The organism is Streptomyces coelicoflavus (assembly GCF_045041415.1).
GTDB lineage: Bacteria > Actinomycetota > Actinomycetes > Streptomycetales > Streptomycetaceae > Streptomyces > Streptomyces coelicoflavus.
Genome location: NZ_CP108218.1, coordinates 515,944 through 539,938, shown reverse-complemented (window position 1 = coordinate 539,938; position 23,995 = coordinate 515,944). Strand labels below are relative to the sequence as shown.

The 23,995-nt window shown below is 73.3% G+C and carries 24 protein-coding genes; 11 read left to right on the top strand and 13 right to left on the bottom strand.

From position 1 onward, the window contains the following. Positions 1-49 precede the first annotated feature (49 nt). On the bottom strand, positions 50-475 hold the full coding sequence (locus OHA99_RS02510) for a TIGR03618 family F420-dependent PPOX class oxidoreductase (RefSeq protein ID WP_405693720.1): 426 nt from the start codon (positions 473-475) through the stop codon (positions 50-52). Positions 476-576: 101 nt separating this feature from the next. Then, positions 577-789 (bottom strand): hypothetical protein, encoded by a 213-nt coding sequence (locus tag OHA99_RS02505; protein ID WP_405693719.1) that lies wholly within the window; start codon positions 787-789, stop codon positions 577-579. Between the two features lie 213 nt (positions 790-1,002). Here OHA99_RS02505 and OHA99_RS02500 point away from each other — a divergent pair, with 213 nt between their 5' ends. The 7 genes from OHA99_RS02500 (at position 1,003) to OHA99_RS02470 (ending at position 6,848) form a co-directional block, all read left to right on the top strand. After that, positions 1,003-2,004: a mechanosensitive ion channel family protein gene (locus tag OHA99_RS02500; RefSeq protein ID WP_366471528.1), complete on the top strand. Its 1,002-nt coding sequence runs from the start codon at positions 1,003-1,005 to the stop codon at positions 2,002-2,004. Between the two features lie 155 nt (positions 2,005-2,159). Continuing rightward, positions 2,160-2,810, top strand: coding sequence for a bifunctional 2-polyprenyl-6-hydroxyphenol methylase/3-demethylubiquinol 3-O-methyltransferase UbiG (locus tag OHA99_RS02495; RefSeq protein WP_153176518.1), 651 nt, complete (start codon positions 2,160-2,162; stop codon positions 2,808-2,810). A gap of 97 nt (positions 2,811-2,907) precedes the next feature. Further along, entirely contained in the window at positions 2,908-3,096 is a 189-nt protein-coding gene (locus tag OHA99_RS02490; RefSeq protein ID WP_007390169.1) for a hypothetical protein, read from the top strand. Positions 3,097-3,116: 20 nt separating this feature from the next. Further along, a complete protein-coding gene (locus OHA99_RS02485; protein ID WP_405693716.1) occupies positions 3,117-3,824 on the top strand; it encodes a hypothetical protein in 708 nt (235 codons plus the stop codon). 41 nt (positions 3,825-3,865) lie between these two features. Beyond that, positions 3,866-4,843 (top strand): DUF6895 family protein, encoded by a 978-nt coding sequence (locus OHA99_RS02480; RefSeq protein ID WP_153181625.1) that lies wholly within the window; start codon positions 3,866-3,868, stop codon positions 4,841-4,843. Continuing rightward, positions 4,840-5,760 (top strand): DUF6895 family protein, encoded by a 921-nt coding sequence (locus OHA99_RS02475; protein ID WP_153176516.1) that lies wholly within the window; start codon positions 4,840-4,842, stop codon positions 5,758-5,760. Before OHA99_RS02480 ends, OHA99_RS02475 begins: the two co-directional genes overlap by 4 nt. Next, positions 5,757-6,848: a serine hydrolase gene (locus tag OHA99_RS02470; RefSeq protein WP_153176515.1), complete on the top strand. Its 1,092-nt coding sequence runs from the start codon at positions 5,757-5,759 to the stop codon at positions 6,846-6,848. The genes OHA99_RS02475 and OHA99_RS02470 overlap by 4 nt, the downstream gene beginning before the upstream one ends. A gap of 67 nt (positions 6,849-6,915) precedes the next feature. On the opposite strand, the gene OHA99_RS02465 is transcribed toward OHA99_RS02470, so the two are convergent. Together OHA99_RS02465 and OHA99_RS02460 are read right to left on the bottom strand one after the other, a co-directional pair. Next, a complete protein-coding gene (locus OHA99_RS02465; protein ID WP_153176514.1) occupies positions 6,916-8,292 on the bottom strand; it encodes an alpha-lytic protease prodomain-containing protein in 1,377 nt (458 codons plus the stop codon). Between the two features lie 196 nt (positions 8,293-8,488). Continuing rightward, positions 8,489-10,150, bottom strand: a complete 1,662-nt coding sequence (locus tag OHA99_RS02460; protein WP_164381221.1) for an alkaline phosphatase — start codon at positions 10,148-10,150, stop codon at positions 8,489-8,491. Positions 10,151-10,296: 146 nt separating this feature from the next. On the opposite strand from OHA99_RS02460, the gene OHA99_RS02455 reads away from it, so the two are divergent. Beyond that, positions 10,297-10,602, top strand: a complete 306-nt coding sequence (locus OHA99_RS02455) for a hypothetical protein (protein WP_366471752.1) — start codon at positions 10,297-10,299, stop codon at positions 10,600-10,602. A gap of 42 nt (positions 10,603-10,644) precedes the next feature. On the opposite strand, the gene OHA99_RS02450 is transcribed toward OHA99_RS02455, so the two are convergent. Then, complete coding sequence (locus tag OHA99_RS02450; protein WP_366471532.1) at positions 10,645-11,445, bottom strand: class I SAM-dependent methyltransferase; 801 nt, start codon at positions 11,443-11,445, stop codon at positions 10,645-10,647. A 197-nt stretch (positions 11,446-11,642) separates the two neighbouring features. Here OHA99_RS02450 and OHA99_RS02445 point away from each other — a divergent pair, with 197 nt between their 5' ends. The 3 genes from OHA99_RS02445 (at position 11,643) to OHA99_RS02435 (ending at position 13,748) form a co-directional block, all read left to right on the top strand. Continuing rightward, positions 11,643-12,323, top strand: coding sequence for a PAS domain-containing protein (locus tag OHA99_RS02445; protein WP_345961686.1), 681 nt, complete (start codon positions 11,643-11,645; stop codon positions 12,321-12,323). Between the two features lie 8 nt (positions 12,324-12,331). Then, on the top strand, positions 12,332-13,309 hold the full coding sequence (locus OHA99_RS02440) for a pyridoxal-phosphate dependent enzyme (RefSeq protein WP_153176510.1): 978 nt from the start codon (positions 12,332-12,334) through the stop codon (positions 13,307-13,309). A gap of 79 nt (positions 13,310-13,388) precedes the next feature. Next, positions 13,389-13,748, top strand: coding sequence for a cupin domain-containing protein (locus OHA99_RS02435; RefSeq protein WP_007389344.1), 360 nt, complete (start codon positions 13,389-13,391; stop codon positions 13,746-13,748). Positions 13,749-13,819: 71 nt separating this feature from the next. On the opposite strand, the gene OHA99_RS02430 is transcribed toward OHA99_RS02435, so the two are convergent. The 8 genes from OHA99_RS02430 to rhaI all read right to left on the bottom strand — a co-directional run bounded on the left by OHA99_RS02430 (position 13,820) and on the right by rhaI (position 23,771). Next, positions 13,820-15,130, bottom strand: a complete 1,311-nt coding sequence (locus OHA99_RS02430; RefSeq protein WP_405693712.1) for an FtsX-like permease family protein — start codon at positions 15,128-15,130, stop codon at positions 13,820-13,822. 3 nt (positions 15,131-15,133) lie between these two features. Continuing rightward, entirely contained in the window at positions 15,134-15,925 is a 792-nt protein-coding gene (locus OHA99_RS02425; protein ID WP_054101241.1) for an ABC transporter ATP-binding protein, read from the bottom strand. Positions 15,926-16,045: 120 nt separating this feature from the next. Further along, complete coding sequence (locus tag OHA99_RS02420; protein ID WP_405693710.1) at positions 16,046-16,693, bottom strand: lactate utilization protein C; 648 nt, start codon at positions 16,691-16,693, stop codon at positions 16,046-16,048. Continuing rightward, a complete protein-coding gene (locus OHA99_RS02415; protein WP_282880392.1) occupies positions 16,690-18,168 on the bottom strand; it encodes a LutB/LldF family L-lactate oxidation iron-sulfur protein in 1,479 nt (492 codons plus the stop codon). Before OHA99_RS02415 ends, OHA99_RS02420 begins: the two co-directional genes overlap by 4 nt. After that, positions 18,165-18,920 (bottom strand): (Fe-S)-binding protein, encoded by a 756-nt coding sequence (locus OHA99_RS02410; RefSeq protein ID WP_153176506.1) that lies wholly within the window; start codon positions 18,918-18,920, stop codon positions 18,165-18,167. Before OHA99_RS02410 ends, OHA99_RS02415 begins: the two co-directional genes overlap by 4 nt. 79 nt (positions 18,921-18,999) lie before the next feature. After that, the gene (locus OHA99_RS02405) at positions 19,000-20,454 is read right to left on the bottom strand and encodes a rhamnulokinase family protein (RefSeq protein ID WP_405693708.1); all 1,455 of its coding nucleotides are present in this window, start codon (positions 20,452-20,454) and stop codon (positions 19,000-19,002) included. Continuing rightward, positions 20,451-22,490, bottom strand: a complete 2,040-nt coding sequence (locus OHA99_RS02400; protein ID WP_405693706.1) for a bifunctional aldolase/short-chain dehydrogenase — start codon at positions 22,488-22,490, stop codon at positions 20,451-20,453. The genes OHA99_RS02405 and OHA99_RS02400 overlap by 4 nt, the downstream gene beginning before the upstream one ends. A 120-nt stretch (positions 22,491-22,610) precedes the next feature. Then, positions 22,611-23,771, bottom strand: a complete 1,161-nt coding sequence (rhaI, locus tag OHA99_RS02395) for an L-rhamnose isomerase (RefSeq protein ID WP_153176503.1) — start codon at positions 23,769-23,771, stop codon at positions 22,611-22,613. Positions 23,772-23,995 lie beyond the last annotated feature (224 nt).

Genomic DNA, 23,995 nt, shown 5'->3' with positions numbered 1-23,995 from the left:
TCCCGTGAGGTGAGGCCCCCGCGGGGCGACGCCCCGCCCGCCGGGCGCGTCACGCGTCCGGACGTCCCGCCGGGGGCCGCACCGTGCCGAGGAAACGCCGTACGGCGATCTCGATGACGACCCGCTCCGGATTGACCCGGGGCTGCCGGTAGCGGGCGGCGTACCGGGCCTCCGCGTCGCGGACCGCCGCGGCGTCGTCCCGTACGGAAGCGATGCCCTCCAGCGTGGACCAGTACCTGCCCTCCACCTGGCCCACGGCGACGACCGCTCCGGGGGCCCGCCGCACGTTGCGGGCCTTCGTGGTGTCCCGGCTCGTGATGACCCGCGCGGTGCGGGTGGCGTGGTCGTACGTCACCCCGACCGGGACCAGGTGCGGCGTCCCGTCGGCCCGCGGCGTCGACAGGAAGCAGATCCGGCGCTCCTGCCAGACCGGGACGAACTCGTCGTCCGCGTCGTGCCGTTCCCCGGTGTCCATCCGCTCTCCTCACCCGCGCAGCCTGCGTTCCCTCCGGAACAGCATCGCCCGGCGGGCCGGACGCCCGCTCGGCGGGGTCCGGACGGCGGCGGGGACTCGGCTCAGGCGGCGTTCCGGTCGGCCGTGCGGGCCTCGGCCGGTCCCGGACGCGGGCCGGGGGAGCGACGGCCCCGGCCGCCGGGGAGCAGGCGCAGATGCCGCCGTCGCGCGTGCCGGGGCGGCCCGGGATCACCGAACAGCCGGTCCTCCAGGTACGTCATGGTGAACAGCAACAGCCCCAGCCCGGGCAGTAGCAGGACGGCAACGGTAACCACGCCGCAAGTCCCCCTCCGCTGTGGACGACTCCCTGCGGGTGCCCCGGCCGGGCCCGGTGATGAGGGGGAGCGAGTGAAGATGCCGAAACTGTCGGACATAAGGGGCAGCCGGCGGAACGGGTGACACGTGCGCGGGGTCATGTTCGTGCCGCGCGTGGGTAGGCGGCTCCCTCGGCAGACGAGTCGTCCCCGAGGAACGGAGCAGCCGAGCCGATGTCGCACCCCCTCCCGCCCGCCGAACCGGCGACCACCCCGCAGCTGGCGGCCTCGTGGTCGGACTGGATCGGCGACCACACCACGTCACTGATCGGGATACCGCTGCGCATCGCGCTCATCGTCGTGATCCTCCTCGTGCTGCGCATGGTGGCGAAGCGGGCGATCACCCGGGTCGTCCAGCGGGTCCTGGAACCGTCGGCGGGCGAGGCCGAACGCAGCCGCCCGCGCAGGCAGGCCCGCGGCGCCGCCGTCCTGCACCGGGACCGGTCCCGGGCCCGGCAGCGCCGCGAACAGCGGGCCCGCACCATCGGCTCGGTGCTCAGCAGCGCCGTGACCATCGTGCTCTTCATGGTGGGCGTGGCCATGGTCCTCGACCAGGTCGGCATCGCCCTCGGCCCGCTGCTGGCCAGCGCCGGGGTGGTCGGTCTGGCCATCGGTTTCGGCGCCCAGAGCCTGGTCGCGGACTACCTGTCCGGGCTGCTCATCATGGTCGAGGACCAGTACGGCGTCGGCGACTCGGTCGACCTCGGCGAGGCCGTCGGCGAGGTGGAGCACGTCGGCCTGCGCCTGACCCATGTGCGCGACCTCAACGGCGGCCTGTGGCACATCCGCAACGGCGAGATCCTGCGCGTCCGCAACGACAGCCAGGAGTGGGCCCGCGCCGTCCTGGACGTCGCCGTGTCCCACGACGCGAACCTCGACACCGTCTACCGCGTCCTGGAGGACGCCGGCCGCGCCCTGCGCGAGGAGCCGGACTTCGCGGACGTCCTGCTCGAGGACCCCGCGGTGTGGGGCGTGCAGTCCCTGGACGCCGACGGGATGCTGGTGCGCCTCGCGGTCAAGACCGTGCCGCTCCAGCAGTGGGGCGTCACCCGGGAGCTGCGCCGCCGGGTCAAGGAGGCGCTGGACGAAGCGGGCGTCGAGATCCCCTTCCCGCGGCGGACGGTGTGGCTGCGGACCGAGGACCCGGAGGACGAGAAACAGGTCCTGACGCGCTGACGCGCTGACGGGCTGAGGGGGCGGACCGTCGGCGCCGGATTTGCCGGACCGGCAAACATCTTTGGCGCCTCCTGGCCCGCCGGGGCAGCCTGCACGCGGGGCGCGCGACCGTCGCGCCCCGCGTGCAGACGACCGCGCCCGCCTCAGGAGGCACCATGACCGACACCCCCGCGCCGGCCCCCGCCGCGGAGTTCTGGGAAGCCCGCTACCGCGACACCGGCCGCGTCTGGAGCGGGCGCCCCAACGAGCTGCTGGTCCACGAGGCGGGCGACCTCGCCCCGGGCACCGCGCTCGACCTCGGCTGCGGCGAAGGGGCGGACGCCGTGTGGCTGGCCTCGCGCGGCTGGCGGGTCACCGGCGCCGACATCTCCGCCACCGCCCTCGCGCGTGCCGCCGGACACGCCGCCGAGGCCGGGGTCGGCGACCGCGTCGCCTGGGAACGCCACGAGCTGGGCCCCTCGTTCCCCGAGGGCTCCTTCGATCTGGTGAGCGCCCACTATCTGCAGTCCCCGGCCGAGCTCGACCAGCAGGCGGTGCTGCGCGCCGCCGCGGGGGCCGTGGCTCCCGGCGGCACCCTGCTGGTCGTCATGCACGCCGGCTGGCCCTCGTGGCAGACCGAGCCGCCCTTCGACGCCGTCTTCCCCACCCTGGACGGCCTCCTCGCCGAACTCGCCCTGCCCGAGGGGGAGTGGAGCGTCGAGACCCGTCGTACCGCCCGGCGGCCGAGCGTCTCGCCCGAGGGAGTCGAAGGCTTCCGCGAGGACCATGTGTGGCGCCTGAGGCGAAGCGCCGCTTTTGTTGAATGAGTTACCTCCTGAGAAATTTGGGAGGGAAGGCATGTTCTGGGACTTATCGGACACCCTTGGGTGTGAAGGCCTTTGGCTACCAGAGGGAGATGGTGAAATGCCTTCCAAGGACAAGGTGCTCGAGGAAGTCACCCGCACCGAGAACATCGACATCGACGCGGCACTCGACCCCGCCGAGCCCGACGGAGTCTTCCGCGACAGCCGCGAGTGCGCCGCGCTCGCCCTGCAGTCCGGAGGTACCAACCTCCTGCTCTCGCCGCCGACCCCGCGCCCGAAGAAGGGCTGACGGACCGACGGGAGAATCAGATGGAGCAGTCGAGCACATCGGCCCTCCTGCAGGGAACGGTGCTTGACCTCGCTTCCGACGTGGTCTCCGCTCTTCGGAGCGGAGACCACGTGCGAGCGGGGAGCACCCTGACGGGAGGCGGCGCCGGTGAGGGCGTCGCGCGTGCCGCGGTACGTGTCCTGGGCGCCGACACCCTGTTGCCCAGCGTCCTGCTGGGCGTCCCGCCCGACCCAGGACAACTCGCCGTGTTCAAGGACGCGGTGGCGGCCCACCCGCCGCGCGGCGATGCTGCACCCGCCGTCGTGTGGAGCCACTGGGCCATGACCCGCGCCCTGCGCCGGACCGGACCGTCCCCGGACGGACCGCCCGTCGGCGGCACGGGCGCCGAACCCGACGCCCGCTGGCTCGACGGGGCCGGCTGGCAGTTCCTGACCCACCAGCTCGCCGTTCTCGCCCCGCTCGCGCTGCCCGGCGAGGAGTGCGCCGTGACCCGCGTGGCGCGTGGCCGGCCCGTGGACGTCGCCCGCGGCTTCGTCCGGGCGGTGCGCCGCCGCGACTGGCAGCAGGCGGCCGGGGCCGGGCGCTGGCTCACGCTCCTGGACGGGGTGCCCGACACCCTCGGCCTCGAGGCCGGGCTGGACTTCGTACGCCTCATGGGCGGCTCCGACCCGCGGGTGGCCCTCCAGCTGGAGGCGGCGCGGCTGATGCCGGCCGGAGTCCTCCTGTGAGCGACCGGGACGCGGGCGTGCGCGACGTGCGCGTCCGGGACGTGGGCGTCCGCGGCGTCGAGGAGGCCGCGCTGGACTGGGTGTGGGCCCACCGCGACCGCTTCGCGCTCGGCGAGGACGCGCTGGCGGCCGACGGCCAGGTCAACCGGACGTGGAAGCCCCTGGGCGAGCTGACCCAGGTCTGCGCCTCCGTGGCCCGGTGCACCCCGCCGGGCGACCCGCTGCACACCCGCGTGACCGAACTGCTGGACTTCGCCTGGCAGCAGACCCACCGCGGCGAACTCTTCCCGCTCATGCAGTCGCTGGAGCCCTTCGCCACCTACCCGCTGGAGGTGTACGCGGCGTTCGCCTCGGCCGGACTGCGGCACCCCGGCTACGAGGCGTCCGCCGCCGTGGTGGCCCGCACCCGCGGCTGGCGGCTGACCGAGCAGTACCCCACCCGCCGCCTCGGCGTGCTCGAGGCGGAGCGGCGCAGCGGCATCCCCCCGCACGACGGAGTACCGCGGGCGACGGACCGCACCTGGCTGGGCGGCCTGCCGGAACCCTGGACCTTCGAACGCGCGGCCGGTTACGCGCTCACCCACGTCGTGTTCCACCTCACCGACTGGGGAAGCAGCGCCCGGGGCGTGCCGGCCGACCTCGCGGCCTACCTCCTGGACTGGCTGCCGCCCTGGCTGGACACCTGCCTGGACGCCCGGATGTACGACCTGAGCTGCGAGCTGCTCGCGGTCGCGGCGAGCCTGCCGCGCCCCCCGGAGCCGTCCCTCCTGGAGGACGCCTGGCAGCGTGTCGCGGCCGCACAGGCGGGCTCCGGCGCGATCCCCGAGGAGGGCGCCGCCCAGGACGCCGCCGGACCGGATCCGGGACCGGACCCCTACGACTTCACCGACTGCTACCACTCCACCCTGATGGCCGCGTTCGCGGCGGCCCTCACCACGGCGGCGACGGCACCCCCACCGGACGTACGGCACGCCGCACCCCTCGGCGGACAGCACGCCGGACAAGGAGCGCCGGGATGACGGACACCCGCCTGATCCACCGCGTCGGAGCCGGTGCCCTGGAGTGGCTGTGGGCCCACCGTGACGGATTCCGCCTCGAACCGGACGTGGACCCCGAGATCGGCTTCCTGGAACGCTTCAAGCCGATCGGCGAACTCGCCCTGATCTGCAAGGTGCTCTTCCGCGAGGGCGTCGCCGGCTCCCGGCAGGCCCAGCTCGCGCGCCAACTGCTCGACCACACCTGGCGCGAGACCCTCGACGGCGGGCGCATGCTGGTGCGCGGGCAGCGCGTCGAGCCCTTCTCGCCCGCTCCCTTCGAGGTCTACCTGCCGTTCAAGGAGCTGGGCTACAGCCAGCCCGAGATCGAACACGCCACGGTCCTCAACCACCGGCTGGACAGCTGGGCGCGGTTCCCGGTGACCCCCACCCGCCGCCTCGGCCTGTCCGCCTTCCAGCGCCGCTTCGGCCTGACCGCCCGGCCGCCCGAGGCCGACCTGGTCGCCACCACCTGGCTCGCCGGCACCCCCGAGCCGTGGACGGTCGAGGGCCACACCGCCTACGACGTCACGCACACCGTCTTCCACCTCACCGACTGGGGCGAGAACCCGGGCGGGCTGCCGCCCGACGTCGCCGACTACCTCGCCACCTGGCTCCCGGTCTGGATCGACGACTGGCTCGACCTCGAACGCTGGGACCTGCTCGGCGAACTCCTCGTCGTGGACGCCTGCCTGCCCCGGCCCACCCTCGACGAGGCCGCCTGGCGGGGCTTCGCCGCCGCGCAGCAGCCCGACGGCGCCATGCCCGCCGTACGCACGATGCCCGAGGGCACACCCGACGCGGTGTTCGACGTGGTCTACCACCCGACCCTGGTCGCCGCCTTCGCCTCCCTGCTCGCCACCTCCCGCGCCCTCTCCGAGCTGGCGCACTCCGCGTCATGACGGGCCGTCGCACGCCCTGGCCGGGCGTCCCCGCCGACGCGAACGCCCCGGACGCGGCCGCCCCGCCGGAGCCCGCACCGGCCGACGAGGCGGCGCTGCGCGAGCGGCTGACCGGGGCCGTGGCGGCCTCCGACGCCCCCGACGTCGTCTTCGCCGTGTCCCGGCACGGCCGCCGGACCCTGTGCAGCGGCGGTACCGCCCCGCCCCCCGACGTGCCCCGCGAGGACCTGCGCTACGAGACCGGGTCGGCGTCCAAGACGTTCACCGCGCTGCTGCTCACGCGCCTGATCCGGCGCGGCGTGCTCACCGGCGGCGAGACGGCGGCCGGCTGCCTGGCCCCCGGCACGAAGGCCGGCCCGCACCCCGTCACGCTCGCCCACCTCATCACCCACACCGCGGGACTGCCCGCCCTGCCGGCCGACTTCGTGCGCCGGGGCCTGCCCGCCTGGCGCACCAACCCGTACGCCCGGTACTCCGCCGAGCGGCTGACCGACACCTTCCTGCGCCACACCCCCAGGCACCGGCCCGGAACCCGCTGGCACTACTCCAACTACGGCGTCTCCGTGCTCGGCCACGCCGTCGCCGCGACCGTCGGCACCGCCTGGGAGGACCTGATGACCGGGCAGGTGCTGCGTGCCCTCGGCCTCAGCGGTACGGCCCTGCGCGCCGAGGGCCCGGGGACCGACGCGGTGGGCCACCGCAAGGACGGCCGCACCCCCGTCCCGGCTTTCGACGCGGGCGGCTTCCAGGCGGCGGGAGCCGTCCGGTCCACCCCGAACGACCTGCTCACCTTTCTCGAGGCCCACCTGGACCCGGCCCGCTCACCGGCCGCCGGTGCGCTGCGGGCGGTGCGGGTGCCGGTGCTGCGGCGGGGGGCGGGCCACCGGCACGTGCACACCGTGGGGTGGTTCCGGCACCCCACGGACGGCGGCCCCATGTACTTCCACAGCGGCGCCACCCTGGGCCAGCAGGCGTTCCTGGGCTTCCGGCCCGACACGGACACCGCCCTGGCCGCGGTGTGCACCCGGCGGTTCCGCGCCCGGGACCCGTTCATCGCCACCGCCTACGCGCTCCTCGCGGACGGATAGGGACACGCGTGGGCGCGGGGCCGCGTCGAGCGACCCCGCGCCGGGCACGGATGGAGCCTTCCGTCCGTCAGACCCGCTGCCACAGGGCCGGAGTGCTCGCCGGAGAACCGGCGCCCTGCGCCTGGTGGCTCTGGAGACAGCGGTACCGCACACCGTCGAAGGACACGGTGGTGCCGACCTGGTAGACGCGGCCCGCGGCCCACGCGTCCGCCGCCGCGTTGTCCTGCGGCGCGGGCGTCCCGGACGCGGCGGAGGTGGTCTTCAGCGTGAGGCCGAAGTCGCTGAGCAGCGGATTGATCGGCTGGTAGAAGGTCGTCCCGCCGTTCGTGCAGTCGCCCGAACCGCCGGACGTGGTGCCCTGCGCCTGGGTGCCCGACACGAAGGGGCCGCCGGAGTCGCCGGGCTCGGCGCACACGGTCGTCTGCGTCAGCCCGTCGACGGTGCCCTGCGGGTAGGTGACGCTCGTGTCGTGCTGCTGGATCGTCCCGCAGTGCCAGCCGGTGGTCGAGCCGGAACGGCACACCGAGGCCCCCACGAGCGCCTCCACCGACCCGGCGATCTGGATCTTCTCACCGTCCTGCGCCTTGACGTCCGGCGTCGCGGTCCAGTCGGAGTTGACGCCCACCCAGGCCATGTCCTTGCCGGGGAAGGTCGAGGCCTGGAAGGTGCCCTGGGCGGCCTCGTTGAACCCGGTGGTGGTGGCGCCCGGGTCGCCGCAGTGCCCGGCCGTGGCGAAGCCCTGCTGGTCGTCCTTGGTGACGGAGAAGCCGATGGAGCAGCGGGCCTGGTCGTTGATGTAGTAGGCGTCGCCGCCGACCAGGTCCTCCAGCACCCGGGGCCGGTCCGGCGAGACGCGGACACCCACGTCCTGGCCCGACACCCCGGAGGCCGCGAGGAAGGCGGTCGCGGCCGACTCGCTGGTGGCCTGGACGGTGACCCGGTTGGTCTTCACGTCGACGTACCAGACCGGCGTCTGCCGGGTCCGGGTCCGCACGGCGGCGGCGTCCAGCTTCTCCTTGACCGCGCGCAGTTCGGCCAGGTTCCTGCCGACGACGGCCGCCTCGGCGCCCTGTGCCTCGATGGCCGCGGTGTCCGCGGCGTCGGTGGTGGCGACGGTCAGCTCGGCCGAGGTCGCGCCGCTCACCCAGGCGCCGGCGAACCGGTCGCCCAGCGTGTTGCGCAGCATGCCCGCACGGGTGCCCGCCTCCGCCTCGTTGACCAGCCGGGCGGCCGCCTGTCCCGGCGCCAGCCGCAGGTCGCGCTCCATCGCGCTCAGCATGCGCGCCGGGGCCGCGGCCGCGTCGGGCGTGCGGGCCACGGCGGGCCGCGGTGCCGGGGCGGGCGGCGGTGCGGCCGACGCGGCCGAGGGGAGTGCGGTCAGGACCAGGGCGCCGAGCGCGGTGAGGGCTGCGCGGCGGCTGCGCGCGGCATGTCTGCCGACCATGCGATGTGCCTCCTTCGAGTGCTGTGCGAGACAGCGGTGTTCGGTGGGCGCACCGTGGGTCACGGTGCGCCGGCGGCGAAGTCACAGGCCTTGCCGCAAAGATCCGCGGCGATGCCCGGCCCGGGCCCGTTTCGCGCTATGGGGGACGCCGCGGGTGGCATGTGCAGTACGCGGACGCCCTGTGGCGCGGCCGGGATCAGGCGGGTTTCAGTCCCGGCTCGCCCGCCTCGGTGACGAAGGACGCGGCGGTGGTGACGGGAGCGCCGGGCGCGCTGATGGCGGAGACCGTCCTGAAGTCCAGGTGGGCGGCCTGGCGGCCGAGTTCGGCCCGGACGTAGCCGCGCTTGCCGTTGTAGAACTTCATGTGCGGGTTGGCCCGCATGTACAGGTCCCAGTTGGCGGGCTTCTCCACGCCGTCCCGGCCGCTGGCCACCGAGGTGCAGGTGACCTCGGTGCCGACGGTGGCGGACGCCGGGTCGTCGAAGTCCTCCTTGACGTCGAGCGCGTAGCCCACGTGCACGTCGCCGGTGAGGATCAGCCAGTTGTCGACCCCGGCGGCCTTCGCCCCGGCGACCACCCGGTCGCGCGAGGCCCGGTAGCCGTCCCAGGCGTCCATGGAGAGCGCGGCGTCGGCGGTCGTGTCGAACTTGCGCTGCGCGAAGCACACCTGCTGGGGCATCACGTTCCACAGGGCGGTCGAGCCCTTCCAGCCGTCGAGCAGCCACTGTTCCTGCGCGGCGCCGGTGATGGTGCGCGCCGGGTCGTCCGACTCGGCCCCGGGGGCGTGCGGCCGGTCGTCGTAGGCCTGGTCGGAGCGGTACTGGCGGGTGTCGAGGATGTCGAACTGCGCGAGCGTGCCCCAGTGCAGACGGCGGTACAGCCGGGCGTCGGGGCCCTGCGGCAGCTGGGCGGCGCGCAGCGGCTGGTTCTCCCAGTACGCGCGGTACGCGGCGGCCCGCCGCAGCAGGAACTCGGACGGCGGGATGTCGTTCTCCGGGGTGCTGCCCGCGTAGTTGTTCTCGGTCTCGTGGTCGTCCCAGGCGACGACGAACGGGTGCCGGGCGTGGGCGGCCCGCAGGTCCTCATCGGTCTTGTAGAGCGAGTAGCGCAGGCGGTAGTCCGCGAGGGTCATCGTCTCGCGGTTGAACACGTCGGGCAGCGTGACATCGGTGTAGTGGCGCTCTCCGCCCGCGGAGTTCACCGCGTACTCGTACAGGTAGTCACCGAGGTGGAACACCACGTCCACGTCGTCCTGGGCGACATGGCGGAGCACGGTGTAGTAGCCGTCCATGTAGGCCTGGCAGGCGACCGCCGCGAGTTTCAGCGACGAGACGGCGCCGCCCGCCGCGGGCGCGGTGCGGGTGCGGCCCGCCGGGCTGAGCCAGGCCCCGGCGCGGAACCGGTAGTAGTAGACCGTCCCGGGCGTCAGGCCCTTCACGTCGACGTGGACGCTGTGGTTGTACTCGGCGTGGGCGTCGGCGGTGCCCCGGAACAGGACACCCGCGAAGTACTCGTCCAGGGCCACCTCCCACTCGACCGTGACCCGCTCCGTGCCCATCCCGCCGTCCTCCAGGAACGGCTCGGGCGCCAGCCTGGTCCACAGCAGCACCGAGTCCGGCAGCGGATCGCCGGAGGCGACCCCGAGGGTGAAGGGGTCCTTGCTGATCCGGGCGGCGCGTTCGGGGGCGGCGACCGCGCCGCGGGCCGGCAGGTTGGTGGTGAAGGCGAGGGCGGCGGCCGCCGCGGTCACGGTGAGGAAGCGCCGGCGGCCGAGGTGCCGGACGGCGGCGCCCATCACGGCGTCGTGCGGGGAGAAGGCGTGCTCGGCCAGTGCGCTGGGACGGCCCGTGGGCGCCATCTGGTTGTCCTCTCGTACAACGGGGCGATGCGCGGACCCCGCATGCTAAGCAGACAAAACGCTTTAAACGGGCAGGGCTTGCGGAGTGATCACACAGGAGGCGGTACGCGCGTGTGGCCATGGCCCCCGTGGGGCACCCGGAGGCCATGGCCAGGACACGGCGCTACGACGTGGCGGCCTCCGGCCGCTGGTGGGACGAGGTCGACGGCCGTTGGCTGCCGGCCGGCGAGGTGCACGCGTGGGAGCAGGGCAGGAACGAGACGGTGTGCGGGCTGTCGCTCCACCGCTCGCGACTCTCCCGGTTCGCCGGGGTCACCTGGACCGATGTGCTGCCGGAGTCCGGCGGCGCCGCCGACGCAGTCCGCAGGGTCTGTCCCCGCTGCGCCGCCGCGGCCGGTCGCCGGGGAGCGGACTCCCGGCCCGCCTGGCGACGGGTCGACCCGCGCCCGTAGGGGCCGGACGCGCGGTCCGGCCCCTGCTCGCGATCGGGTGGCCTATGCGGGCAGCGGCGACCGGCTCACCCGGATCTTGGACTGGCCGTGCGGCCGCTTCTCCCAGTCCTCCATGAACCGCGCGTGCAGACTGTGCTGGGCGGCGAGCGTGAGCAGGGTGTCCGTGCGGTAGTAGAAGTCCTCGCGGAGCACCTGGTGCTCCGCGCCCTCCGTCCGGTCGAAGGTGAAGTCGAAGAACCCCGTGTCGGTCAGGACGCGGCCGACGTGCGCGAGGCACTCGTCGATGATGCCCAGCGGCGAGTGCGAGAAGACGCTGTGCGCGTGGACGACGTCGAAGTGGTCGTCGGGCAGGAACTCCAGCCGCAGGTCCCCGGTGATGGTCAGGTGGGGCAGCTTCGCCTGGAGCCCGCGCTCGGTCAGGGTCTGCTTGGCGGCGATCAGGATGTCCGGCGAGATGTCGACGCCGTAGTAGTGACCGGTGTCGAGGTGGTCGATGAACCGCCAGCCGCCGCGCAGGTTGCCGCAGCCGATGTCGAGCATCCGGTGCCCGGGGCGCAGCCCGTGCTCGACCAGGTAGTCGAACTGCATCCGTCCGAGCGCCAGCCAGCGGTCGTGCGTCCGGCTGCCGACCGCGGCCTCGGGGCTGCGCCGGGTGTCGGAGGCCATCACCGCCCGGTAGTAGCCGACGTGGTCGGGGTGCTTGATCCGCAGCCACGCGTCGCGTCCGGCCCGGCGGACGTAGGGGCCGACGCGCTCGGGGTGGCGCAGCGCGTACCCGACCTTGTGGGTGAGCGCGGCGCGGTTGTCGCGCAGCTTCTTGGGGGACTCGGCGTCCTTGGGCATGGGGGACGACCTCCGTACGAGTGACTCGGACACTGATGGGCCTCGTAGTAGCGGGAGACATACCCGTGCCGGGTCGTGCCCTCCCGCAACTCCCGGCCGGAGGGGGAGGCGCACTCCGGCGGAACCTGCCCGGCCGCTGCCGAGCGGTGTCGCACTTGGACTTCTGGTCCAGAAGCTGGACGTGTAGTCTGAGTGGGATGAACGAACCCGCACTGGACGCCGAACGCGACACCGTCCTCGCCGCACTGCGCCCCGTCGTCGACGGGATCGCCGCGACGTTCGGACCGGTCTGCGAGGCGGTGCTCCACGACTACCGGCACCCCGAGCACTCGGTCGTGGCCGTCGCCGGATCCGTGACCGGACGGACGGTGGGCGGCGCGATGAGCGAGATCGGCATGCGCGTGCTGGCCCGCGGCGACGAGGCACGCGACGAGCTGAACTACGTCACGCGCACGGCCGAGGGCAAGCTGCTCAAGTCCTCCACCATGGTCCTGCGCGACTCCACGGGTGCCGTCTTCGGTGCCCTGTGCGTCAACCTGGACGTCACCGCCGTCGACCGGGCCCACGCCCTGCTCGGCGCCCTCGCCGGCACCGCCCGGACCCCCGCCGAAGTCCCGGCGACCACCTTCGGCGACGACATCGACGCCGTGGTCGACGCCATCGTGGACGACCATCCGCTGCGACGGGACACCAGCTGGGCGGCGCTGGACCGGGAGCGGCGCCTGGAGCTGTTCCGCGACCTCGACGGGCGCGGTGTGTTCGCCGTGCGCCGCTCGGTCGAGCACGTCGCCGCCCGGCTCGGCATCTCCCGCGCCTCCGCCTACCACTACCTCTCCCAGGCCCGCGCCGTCCCCGGCCCGGCCGCCGACACCCTCTGAGGACCCCCGTGCCGACCACCACCCCGCCCGTCACCCTCGACGACGTCCGCTCGGCCGCCGCCCGCATCGAGGGCGTCGCACACCGCACCCCCGTGCTGCGCTCGCGCACCCTGGACGCCCTCGTCGGCGCCGAGGTCTTCCTCAAGTGCGAGAACCTCCAGCGGGTCGGCGCCTTCAAGTTCCGCGGCGCCTACAACGCGGCCTCCCGTCTCACGCCGGAGCAGCTGGCCCGGGGCATCGCCGCCTACTCCTCGGGCAACCACGCCCAGGCGGTCGCCCTCGCCGCACGCGAGCTGGGCACCACCGCGGTGATCGTCATGCCGGAGGACGCGCCGCCCTCCAAACGGGACGCCGCCGCCGGCTACGGCGCCGAGATCGTCACCTACGACCGCTACACCGGCGACCGCGCGGCCATCGCCGAGGCCCTGGCCGCCGACCGGGGCCTGACCCTGATCCCGCCCTACGAGCACCCGCACGTCCTCGCGGGCCAGGGCACCGCCGCCCTCGAACTGGTCGAGGAGACCGGGGAGCTGGACGCGCTGGTCGCACCGGTCGGCGGCGGCGGACTGATCGCCGGGAGCGCCACCGCGGTCAAGGCCCTGCACCCCGGCACCCGGGTGATCGGCGTCGAACCGGAGGCCGGCGACGACACCCGGCGCTCCCTGGAGGCCGGCCGGCGCGTCACCGTGCCCGTGCCCCGCACCATCGCCGACGGCCAGGCGGTGCCCACCCCCGGCGAGCTGACGTTCTCCGTCAACCGGAGGCTCCTCGACGGGGTGGTGCTGGTCTCCGACGACGAGATCCGGCACGCGATGCGGTTCGCGTTCGAACGGCTGAAGACCGTACTCGAACCCAGCGGCGCCACCCCGCTGGCCGCCCTTCTGAGCGGCCGGATCGACGCCCTGCCCCGCCGCGTCGGCGTGATCCTCTCCGGCGGCAACGTGGACGCCGCCCGCTTCGCCGAACTCTGCGGCGGATCCCGCTGACGGCGGGCGTCCCCCGGATGGCGCCGCCGAGTTGACAGGCGGACGATGGAGTGGTGGGGCCAGGGAAAGGAGGAGCGTCATGCTGGAGGCAAAGACGCTCGACAAGCCGGACGAGCGGCGCGACTTCCCGCGCGGGCACATCGAGGCCGTGCACATGGAAGGGCTCGACTTCGCCGTCGCCACCTTCGAACCGGGCTGGCGCTGGTCGGAGTCCGTGGCACCGATCGCCGGCACCGACAGCTGCATGATCCACCACAACTGCTACGTGGTCGAGGGACGCATGCACGTCCGCATGGACGACGGCACCGAGAGCGAGGTGGGCCCCGGCGACGTCTTCGTCTGCTCGCCCGGCCACGACGCCTGGGTCGTGGGCGACGGACAGTGCGTCGTGTACGACTTCGCCGGCAGCATGGCGAAGGAGTACGCCAAGGCCGACTGACCGGAGGTCCGGAAGGCAGGGAGGGGAGAGGGGGCGACCGCAGTGGCGGTCGCCCCCTCCCCTCCCGCCGGTCACGCGGCCGCCGCCACCGCCCCCACAGCCGGTGTACGCAGCACCCGCCGCGCCGTGCCCAGGCTCGTCCCCAGCGTCGCCGCCGCCGACACCGCCACCATCGCCAGCCACACCCCGAGGAACTGGTCCGGCAGCACCGCGTCGGTGCGGACCACCGTGAACGGCACCACACCGGCCAGCGCCGCCACCGTGCCGAAGAACACCCCGGTCACCGTGAGGACCACACCCTCGGCGGCCACCACGCCCAGCACCTGTCCCGGCGTCGCCCCCGCCAGCCGCTGTTGACCGAATTCACGCGAGCGGTTTGTCGTCGCCGCGTACAGCGAGTTGACCAGCATCACGCACACGAACACCGCGATGATGCCGACCACCGTGAGGTTCAGCGTCTCCAGGTTCTTCGCGTCGACCGACTTCACCAGGCCCGAGGCCTTCACCGCGTCGCTCTCCACGGCCTGCATCGTGACCGTCGCCGTCGAAACGGCGGTGAACATGATCAACGACACCAGGATCCCGGCCAGCTGATCCGCCCGCCGGCGCAGGTTCCGCACCGCCAGCCATCCGCTCGCGCCGCTCAGCGGCAGCCGGGCGAGGACGCCCTTCAGCAGCCGCGGCGACAGCAGCGCGAAACCGACCGAGAGGAGGATCGCCCCGTAGGCCGGCGCCGCCATCAGCGCCTCGTCCGTCGCGGAGAACAGGAAGGTGGAGCAGGCCCCGAGGGCCCCGGTGACCAGTGCCGCATACGCCAGGAACCGCTTCGCCCCGGCCCGCTCCCGGCCGCCCCGCGTCACCCGCCGTACCGCCAGGAACGCGGCGCCCGCGGCGGCCAGCAGGGTGATGTCCACACCGCTCAGCAGGGCGACGGGCCCGAAGGAGTAGTCCACGGACCGCGCCACCTGGCCGCTGTCCTGGAACAGGTCGAGCAGCGCCCGTCCGCCGAGCATCGCCGGGCCGACCGCCAGCGCCGCGCCCACCAGGGCCACGGCCACCGCCTCACCCACGACCATCCGCTTGATCTGCGCCGGGGTCGCCCCCGAGCAGCGCAGCAGCTCCAGTTCGGCGGTCCGCTGACGCACGTTGACCGTCAGCGTCGAGGCCACCGCGAAGAACACCAGCAGGGTCCCGTAACCGCCGACGACTCCCGCCGCCGTGCCCAGCGTCTCCGAGCTGACCGGGTCGACGCCGTCCTGCCCGGCGGTGTCGTGCATCGAGTTGAACGTCATGATGATCGCCGCCCCCAGGAAGGCGGACAGCAGCGTCGCGAGGAACCGTCCGGGACGCCGCCGGATCGACCGCAGAGCCAGTACGAACATCGCTCACACCCCCGCCGGCACGTCGTCGCCCAGGTGCGCGAGGCGCTCCGCCACCGCGTCCGGCGTCGGCGCGTCCATCCGCCCCGCCGGCCGGCCGTCGGCGAGGAAGACCACGGAGTCCGCGTACGAGGCGGCGACCGGGTCGTGCGTCACCATCACCACGGTCCGCCCGTGCACCCGCACCGCCTCCTGGAGCAGCAGCAGCACCTGCCGGGCGCTGCGCGTGTCCAGGGCACCCGTCGGCTCGTCCGCGAAGATCACCCGCGGCTCGGTGACCAGGGCCCGCGCGATCGCCACCCGCTGCCGCTGACCGCCGGAGAGCTGGTCGGGGCGGTGGCCGAGGCGGTCCCCGAGACCGACCGACGTCAGGATCTCCCGCGCCCGCCTCCGGTCCACGCGCCGCCCGGCCAGCTTGAGCGGCAGCACCGTGTTCTGCGCGACGGTCAGCGTCTCCAGCAGGTTGTACTGCTGGAACACGAAGCCGACCCGGCCGCGCCGGAACTTCGTCAGCTCCGCCTCGCCGCCCCCCGTCAGCTCCTTGCCGTCCACGCACACGATGCCGCTGTCCGGCCGGTCGAGTCCCGCCGCGCACTGGAGCAGCGTGGACTTGCCCGACCCCGACGGCCCCATGATCGCGGTGAACGTGCCGCGTCCCAGGCTCAGCGTCACCCCGTCCAGGGCGGTCACGGCGTTCTCCGCCGAGCCGTACGTCCGGGTCACCTTGACGAGCCGGAGGGCCTCGGGGGCGGGGCCCGGGTCGTGGGTGCCTCGTGCGCCGGAGCGAAACATGGTCATCACCTTCCGTGCGGCCCGCCCGGTGCGGTGCCTCGTGGAAGACGCTACGGAGACCGGGGCCGGACCACACTGGGCGCAGGGCCCGTGTCCGGGGGTGTACTCAGCGACACCCCGGCGGCGCTACGAGCCGCTCAGCAGCACCACCTCCAGGGTGCGCGGACCGTGCACCCCCTCGACCCGGTCCAGCTCGATGTCACTGGTCGCGGACGGACCGGAGATCCACGTCAACGGCCGGGCCGGATCGAGGCGTTCGAGGGCCTGCGGGACCGACGCGACCACCTGGTCCGGCACCCGTACGACACAGATGTGGTGGTCCGGCACCAGGGTGATGCGGCGGCGGCCCTGGTCGGGGGAGCCGTCCAGGACGATGGTGCCGGTCTCGGCGACGGCCACGGCGCAGCCGGTGACCACGCTGTCGACCCGGTCGAGTTCCGGCGGGGTGCTCGCCGCACGGTCCTGGACGCGGGTCGCGTCGACGGCCTCCAGCCAGCCAGGCGGCAGCCCCGGGGGCACCGCCACGCTCTGCGAGCCGTGTGCCGCCAGAAGCCGCATCAGCAGGCCGGGCAACTGCCCGTCCGCGCACCGGTGCACGATCGCCCGGTAGTCCGCCAGGTTCTCGGCGAGGAGATCCACCGTCTGCGGGACGGAACGCCGCCCGTGCTCGCGCAGGTAGTCCCGGGTGACGGCCTCTTCGTAGGGCCGTGCGTCGCCCGGCACGTCCGCCAGCGCACGCCGCACCCGGCCCAGGACGCGTTCCCTGCTGCTCACTTCGCTCCGCCCTTTCCGCCGTGCGTGCGCTGCCACCAGTCCCGGAACGGCTCCGCGGGCACCGTCGGCAGGTCTCGGCTGCCGCTCCACGCCCGGCCGGGGCCCGGCAGGGTACGCGGATGCAGACGCCGGGTGCGCGAGGCCAGCCGCTGCCCGGTCCGCAGCGCGCCCGGGTGGGTGAACGCCCACTGCGCCGCCCGCATCGCCGCCCGCTCGGCCGCGTGCCCCTTGGCGGGCTTCAGGACGACCCGGTTGCCGTTGCGGACCGCGGGCCCGCCCTGCACCACCCGCTCCCGCAGGTGCACCAGCACCTCGGGGATGTCGATGGCGACCGGGCACACCTCGTAGCAGGCCCCGCACAGCGAGGACGCGTACGGCAGCGACGCGTCGATCTCGCTGCCGGTGCCCCGCAGCTGAGGGCTGAGGATGGCGCCGATCGGACCCGGGTACACCGAGCCGTAGGCGTGACCGCCGGCCCGCTCGTACACCGGGCAGACGTTCAGGCAGGCCGAGCAGCGGATGCAGCGCAGTGCCTGGCGGCCGACCTCGTCGGCGAGGGTGTCGGTGCGGCCGTTGTCCAGCAGGACCAGGTGGAAGGCGCGCGGACCGTCCTCGTCGGTGGTCCCGGTCCACATCGACGTGTACGGGTTCATGCGCTCGGCCGTCGAGGAGCGGGGGAGGGTCTGCAGGAACACCTCCAGGTCCTGCCACCGGGGCACGATCTTCTCGATGCCGACGACCGAGATCAGCGTCTCGGGCAGGGTCAGGCACATCCGCCCGTTGCCCTCGGACTCCACGACCACCAGGGTGCCGGTCTCGGCCACGACGAAGTTGGCGCCGGAGATGCCGACCTTGGCCCGCAGGAACTTCTCCCGCAGGTGCAGGCGGGCCGCCTCCGCGAGTTCGGCGGGCGTGTCCGTCAGTCCCTCGGGTGCCGGACGGCCCCACTCGCTCATCTCGGAGCGGAAGATGTCCCGGATCTCGCCCCGGTTGCGGTGGATGGCCGGGACCAGGATGTGCGAGGGCCGGTCCTTGCCCAACTGCACGATCAGCTCGGCGAGATCGGTCTCGTAGGCGTGGATGCCCCGGGCCTCCAGCGCCTCGTTGAGGGCGATCTCCTGCGTCGCCATCGACTTGACCTTGACGACCTCCGACTCGCCGGTCTCCTCGACCAGCCGGGCGACGATCTCGTTGGCCTCGTCCGCGTCGGCGGCCCAGTGCACGGTGCCGCCGGCGGCCGTCACCGCCTCCTCCACCTGCACCAGGTACCGGTCGAGATGGCGCAGCGTGTGGTCCTTGATCTGCTTCCCCGCCTCGCGCAGCGCCGCCCAGTCGTCGAGCTCGGCGACCGCGCGGGCCCGCTTGTCCCGGATGGTGTGCGTGGCGTGGCGCAGGTTGCCGCGCAACGTCTTGTTGCCCACGGCCTCCCGCGCCGCGACGGGAAAGGCCGGCATCCCCACGAACGTCCCGCTCATACGGCCGCCTCCTCCTCAGTGCTCGCCAGGATCTCCGCGATGTGCACCGGCCGCATGCCCGTGCGCAGCCGCGCCATGGTCCCGCCGATGTGCATCAGACAGGAGTTGTCGGCCGCGCACAGCACGTCCGCGCCGGTCGACTCGGCGTTGCGGACCTTGTCCGCGCCCATCGCCGCCGACACGTCGGAGTTCTTCACGGCGAACGTCCCGCCGAAGCCGCAGCACTCCTCGGCGCCCGGCAGCGCCACCAGCTCCAGCCCCTTCACCGCTTCCAGCAGCCGCCGCGGCCGGTCGCCCAGACCCAGGCTGCGCAGGCCGTGACAGGTCGGGTGGTACGTCACCGTGCGCGGGTAGTACGCCCCCACGTCGGTCACCCCCAGCACGTCCACGAGGAACTCCGTCAGCTCGTACGTCTTCGGTACCACCGGCGCCAGCGTGGCCGCGAGCGCGTCCCCGCGCCCCTCCGCGCGCGCCCGCTCGCCCATCCTCGGATACAGCTCCCGCACCATCGCGCCGCACGAACCCGAAGGTGTCACGATCGCGTCGTAGCCCGCGAACACGTCGGCGAAGCGGCGGGCCAGCGGCTCGGCCTCGTGCCGGTAACCGGTGTTGTAGTGCGCCTGACCGCAACAGGTCTGGTCCATGGGGAAGTCGACGTCGACGCCCAGCCGGGTCAGCAGCTTCACCACCGCCCGGCCGGTGTCCGGATAGAGCGTGTCGTTGACGCAGGTCAGGAACAGGGCGACACGCATCGCGGCTCCTCGTGTCCGATCGTCGGGCGCATGCCCAGAGCAGGGTAGTCGTCGGGGTGGAGGGCGGGGGAGACCCGGTTCACCGGTCGGCGAGTCGGGCTTCGGCCGCCCGCCAGCGCGCCGTGTCGCCGCGCGGTTCGTAGCGGGTCAACGACTGGGTGCGCGCCAGCAGTCGGCGCATCCCGGCGAGGTCGCCGACCAGACCGTGGGCGCGGGCCTGCACGAGGACGTTGCCGAGCGCGGCCGCCTCCGCCGGCCCCGCCACCACCGGCAGTCCGCAGGCGTCGGCGGTCAGCTGGCACAGCAGCGCGTTGCGGGTGCCGCCGCCGACCACGTGCACGACGTCGACCGGATGCCCGGCGAGCCGCTGCGCCTCCTCGACGGCCGCGCGGTGGGCCAGCGCCAGCGAGTCGAGGATGCACCGGGTCACCTCGGCGGGCGTTTCGGGCACCGGCTGCCCCGAGGCGCGGCACGCCTCGGCGATCCGCTCCGGCATCCGCCCCGGCGCCAGGAACCCCGCGTCACCCGCGTCCACCACCGACCGCAGCGCCGGTACGCGCGCCGCCGCTAGCAGCAGCTCACCCAGATCCGGGTCGCCCCAGGCCCGTACGCACTCCTGGAGCAGCCACAGACCCATGATGTTGCGCAGGTAGCGGACCGTGCCGTCCAGCCCCAGCTCGTTGGTGAAGTTGGCGGCCCGGCTCTCCTCCGTCAGTACGGGAGCGGTCAGTTCGAGCCCGGCCAGCGACCAGGTGCCGGTGCAGATGTAGGCGAACCGTTCGTCCGAGGCCGGTACGGCGGCCACCGCGGAGGCGGTGTCGTGCGACGCGACCGCCGTCACCGGCACGGGCCCGGCCAGCCCCGTCTCCTCCAGCACCTCCGGGCGCAGCAGCCCCGCCGCGTCCCCCGGCCGGCGCAGCGGTGCGAACAGGCCGAGGCCGATCCCCAGCCGGTCGGCCACCTCCCGCGACCAGTCCCCGGTGCGGGGGTCGATCAGCTGGGTGGTGGAGGCGTTGGTCAGCTCCGTGCCCTGCTCACCGGTCAGCCAGTACGTCAGCAGGTCGGGGACGAGCAACAGCCGCCGGGCCGCCGCGAACTGGGCCGTGCCCCGGGCGGCGACCAGCTGGTACAGGGTGTTGAACGGCGCGTACTGCAACCCGGTCGCCGCGTACAGCTCCCCGGCGGGCAGCGTCTCCCACACCCGCTCCGCGACGCCCTCGGTACGGGCGTCGCGGTAGTGCACCGGGTTGCCCAGCAGCGCTCCGTCCGCGTCCAGCAGACCGTAGTCCACCGCCCAGCCGTCCACGCCGACCGAGTCCACCCGGCCCGCCGCCCGCAGCCCGTCCAGCACACCGGCGTAGAGCGCGAGGACGTCCCAGCGCAGCCCGTCGGGGGTGCGGACCGGCCGGTTGGGGAAGCGGTGAGCCTCGGTCAGTTCCAGCCGGCCGGGGCCGACGCGGCCGACCATGACGCGCCCGCTGGACGCGCCGAGGTCGACCGCGGCGTACGCCTTGTCGCCGATGGCGGTGCTCATCGCAGGAACGCCGCGGCGACGCCGGCGTCGACCGGGACGTGCAGGCCGGTGGTGTGGGTCAGGTCGCCGCCGGTCAGCGTGAACACGGCGTTCGCGACGTGCTCGGGCAGCACCTCGCGCTTGAGCAGCGTGCGCTGGGCGTAGAACTCGCCCAGCTTCTCCTCCGGCACGCCGTACACGGCGGCGCGCTGGGCACCCCAGCCGCCCGCGAAGATCCCCGAACCCCGCACCACGCCGTCGGGGTTGACGCCGTTGACCCGGATGCCGTGCTCGCCCAGCTCGGCGGCGAGCAGGCGCACCTGGTGGGCCTGGTCGGCCTTGGTGGCGGAGTAGGCGATGTTGTTGGGGCCCGCGAACACGGCGTTCTTCGACGCGATGTACACGATGTCGCCGCCCAGCTCCTGCGCGGTCATCACCCGGGCCGCCTCGCGCGAGACGAGGAAGGAGCCGCGGGCCATGATGTCGTGCTGGAGGTCCCAGTCCTTGGCCGTGGTCTCCAGCAGGGGCTTGGAGATCGAGATCCCCGCGTTGTTGACCACCAGGTCGACCCCGCCGAAGGCGAGCACGGCCGCCCTGAACGCCTCGGCGATCTGCTCCTCGGAGGTGACGTCGACGGTCACCGCGACGGCCCTGTCGTCCCCGCCCAGCTCCTCGGCGACCGCCGCCGCGTTCTCGGCGTTCAGGTCGGCCACGACCACACAGGCACCCTCGTCGGCCAGCCGCCGCGCGATCGCCTTCCCGATCCCGCTGCCCGCGCCGGTCACGAGCGCGACCCGGGTGGCCAGCGGCTTGGGCCTCGGCATCCGCCGGAGCTTGGCCTCCTCCAGCGCCCAGTACTCGATGCGGAACTTCTCCGACTCCTCGATCGGCGCGTACGTCGACACCGCCTCGGCCCCGCGCATCACGTTGATCGCGTTGACGTAGAACTCGCCGGCCACCCGGGCGGTCTGCCTGTCCTTGCCGAAGCTGAACATGCCGACACCCGGCACCAGCACGATCGCCGGGTCCGCGCCGCGCATGGCGGGGGAGTCCGGCTCCGCGTGCCGCTCGTAGTAGGCGGCGTACTCCTCGCGGTAGGCCGCGTGCAGCTCCTTGAGCCGGGCGACGGCCTCGTCCAGCGGCGTCGTCGGAGGCAGGTCCAGGACCAGCGGCCGCACCTTCGTCCGCAGGAAGTGGTCCGGGCAGGAGGTGCCGAGCGCGGCGAGCCGCGGGTGCTCGGCGCGCGCGAGGAAGTCCAGGACCACGTCCGCGTCGGTGAAGTGCCCGACCTGCGCACGGTCCCGGGACGCCAGCCCCCGGACGTACGGCGCCAGCGCCGCCGCCCGCTCCCGCCGCTCGGCCCCGGGCAGCGCCGCGTACCCCTCGATCACCGCGCCGAACGGCTCGGCCCTGCCGCGCTCGGCGAGGAAGGCCTCGGCGGTGCGGATGATGTGCAGCGAGTTGCGCTCGCACTCCTCGGAGGTGTCGCCCCAGGCGGTGATGCCGTGCCCGCCGAGCACACAGCCGACGGCCTGCGGGTTGGCCTGCTTGACGGCGGCGATGTCCAGCCCGAGCTGGAAACCGGGCCGCCGCCACGGCACCCACACCACGGTGTCGCCGAAGCACTCGGCGGTCAGCTTCTCCCCGTCCGCCGCACAGGCCAGCGCGATCCCGGAGTCGGGGTGGAGGTGGTCGACGTGCGCGGCCTCGACCAGCCCGTGCATCGCCGTGTCGATCGAGGGCGCGGCGCCGCCCTTGCCGTGCAGGCAGTAGTCGAAGGCGGCGACCATCTCGTCCTCGCGCTCGACGCCCGGGTAGACGTCCTTGAGCGCCCGCATCCGGTCCAGCCGCAGCACGGCGAGCCCGCCCTCGGTGAGCGTCCCGAGGTCCCCGCCGGACCCCTTGACCCACATCAGCTCCACATCACCCCCGGTGACGGGATCGGTCCCGGTGCCCTTGGCGGAGGCGTTGCCACCGGCGTAGTTGGTGTTGCGCGGATCGGCACCGAGCCGATGGGAACGGGCGAGGAGGGCGGCGGCTTCAGGGTGAGATGTCATGACGGTGCCTTTTCGATCGAGGGGCGGAGATGCGCCCCGCAAGGGGCGCGGGGAACTGCGCGACCAGCCACATACGGCCCGCAGCCCGCGAACAACACAAACCCGGCAGACGCTTACGGACTAGGCCCCCCATCCCGCCTGCTCGCCACCAACCCGCTCGGCAACGACCTTCTCCGCCCACCCGCAGGAGCGATACGCCTTCATGGGCTCGGGGTCCAGCCCCGACTCCTCCCGCACCTCCCGAAGAAGCGGACGCACGTCCGTGTTGTACGCGTCCATCAACACCGCGTTGGCCTCCAGCACATCCCCCGATGCCTGCGCGGCAGCCAGCGCCGAACCGTCGACCAGCAGCGCCTTCGCCGTGGCCTCCTGCACGTTCATCACCGACCGGATGATGGCCGGAATCTTCGCCTCGATGTTGTGGCACTGGTCGAGCATGAACGCGACGTCGGACGTGAACCCGCCTCCGCGCACCACCTCGTACATGATCCGGAACAGCTGGAACGGGTCGGCCGCGCCCACCATCAGGTCGTCGTCGGCGTAGAACCGCGAGTTGAAGTCGAACCCGCCGAGCTTCCCCTCCCGCAGCAGCGTCGCCACGATGAACTCGATGTTCGTGCCCGGTGCGTGGTGCCCCGTGTCGACCACGACCTGCGCCTTCTCGCCCAGCTTCAGACAGTGCGCGTAGGCCGTGCCCCAGTCCGGCACGTCCGTCGTGTAGAACGCCGGCTCGAAGAGCTTGTACTCCAGGAGCATCCGCTGCCCCTCGCCGAGTCGCTCGTACACCTCGGCCAGACCCTCGGCCAGCCGGTCCTGGCGGGAGCGGATGTCGTCCTGACCGGGGTAGTTCGTGCCGTCGGCGAACCACAGCTTCAGGTCGCGCGACCCGGTGGCGTCCATGATGTCGACGCACTCCAGCAGGTGGTCGACGGCCTTCCTGCGCACCGCCGCGTCGGGATGGCAGATGCTGCCCAGCTTGTACGCGTCGTCCTGGAAGGTGTTGGAGTTGATCGCGCCGATCCGCACGCCCCGCTTCTCGGCGTGCGCCGCCAGCGCGGCATAGTCCTCGACCTTGTCCCAGGGGATGTGCAGGGCCACGGTCGGGGCCACGCCGGTGAACTCGTGCACCTTCGCCGCGTCGTCCAGCTTCTCGAACGGGTCGCGGGGGACACCGGCCTGGGCGAACACCTTGAAGCGGGTGCCCGAGTTGCCGTACGCCCACGACGGCGTCTCGACGGCCTGGGTCTTGAGCGCGGCTTTCACCGCGGCGAGCTCGGTCACTTCGGCGCTCCTGTGGCATCGGGTCGTGGCCTGCTGCGAGTACGACCATGTATGAAACGATTCAGAACGCGAAGTTATGAGCCTCTCGAAGGGGTGTCAACCCTTCTGGCCGCCCCGGCTGTCCGTGACTCGGTCGTAACCTTCGGAGATCGAAACTTTTTCGACCCGGAACCATTGACGTGACATGGCCTCGCTGCCTAACGTCCCCGGCAACCAAGTTGAAA

Coding starts and splice junctions, on each gene's coding strand:
- OHA99_RS02510 (WP_405693720.1), bottom strand. CDS start 475: ATGGACACCGGGGAACGGCACGACGCGGACGACGAGTTCGTCCCGGTC.
- OHA99_RS02500 (WP_366471528.1), top strand. CDS start 1,003: ATGTCGCACCCCCTCCCGCCCGCCGAACCGGCGACCACCCCGCAGCTG.
- OHA99_RS02495 (WP_153176518.1), top strand. CDS start 2,160: ATGACCGACACCCCCGCGCCGGCCCCCGCCGCGGAGTTCTGGGAAGCC.
- OHA99_RS02490 (WP_007390169.1), top strand. CDS start 2,908: ATGCCTTCCAAGGACAAGGTGCTCGAGGAAGTCACCCGCACCGAGAAC.
- OHA99_RS02485 (WP_405693716.1), top strand. CDS start 3,117: ATGGAGCAGTCGAGCACATCGGCCCTCCTGCAGGGAACGGTGCTTGAC.
- OHA99_RS02475 (WP_153176516.1), top strand. CDS start 4,840: ATGACGGACACCCGCCTGATCCACCGCGTCGGAGCCGGTGCCCTGGAG.
- OHA99_RS02470 (WP_153176515.1), top strand. CDS start 5,757: ATGACGGGCCGTCGCACGCCCTGGCCGGGCGTCCCCGCCGACGCGAAC.
- OHA99_RS02465 (WP_153176514.1), bottom strand. CDS start 8,292: ATGGTCGGCAGACATGCCGCGCGCAGCCGCCGCGCAGCCCTCACCGCG.
- OHA99_RS02460 (WP_164381221.1), bottom strand. CDS start 10,150: ATGGCGCCCACGGGCCGTCCCAGCGCACTGGCCGAGCACGCCTTCTCC.
- OHA99_RS02455 (WP_366471752.1), top strand. CDS start 10,297: ATGGCCAGGACACGGCGCTACGACGTGGCGGCCTCCGGCCGCTGGTGG.
- OHA99_RS02450 (WP_366471532.1), bottom strand. CDS start 11,445: ATGCCCAAGGACGCCGAGTCCCCCAAGAAGCTGCGCGACAACCGCGCC.
- OHA99_RS02445 (WP_345961686.1), top strand. CDS start 11,643: ATGAACGAACCCGCACTGGACGCCGAACGCGACACCGTCCTCGCCGCA.
- OHA99_RS02435 (WP_007389344.1), top strand. CDS start 13,389: ATGCTGGAGGCAAAGACGCTCGACAAGCCGGACGAGCGGCGCGACTTC.
- OHA99_RS02430 (WP_405693712.1), bottom strand. CDS start 15,130: ATGTTCGTACTGGCTCTGCGGTCGATCCGGCGGCGTCCCGGACGGTTC.
- OHA99_RS02425 (WP_054101241.1), bottom strand. CDS start 15,925: ATGACCATGTTTCGCTCCGGCGCACGAGGCACCCACGACCCGGGCCCC.
- OHA99_RS02415 (WP_282880392.1), bottom strand. CDS start 18,168: ATGAGCGGGACGTTCGTGGGGATGCCGGCCTTTCCCGTCGCGGCGCGG.
- OHA99_RS02410 (WP_153176506.1), bottom strand. CDS start 18,920: ATGCGTGTCGCCCTGTTCCTGACCTGCGTCAACGACACGCTCTATCCG.
- OHA99_RS02405 (WP_405693708.1), bottom strand. CDS start 20,454: ATGAGCACCGCCATCGGCGACAAGGCGTACGCCGCGGTCGACCTCGGC.
- OHA99_RS02400 (WP_405693706.1), bottom strand. CDS start 22,490: ATGACATCTCACCCTGAAGCCGCCGCCCTCCTCGCCCGTTCCCATCGG.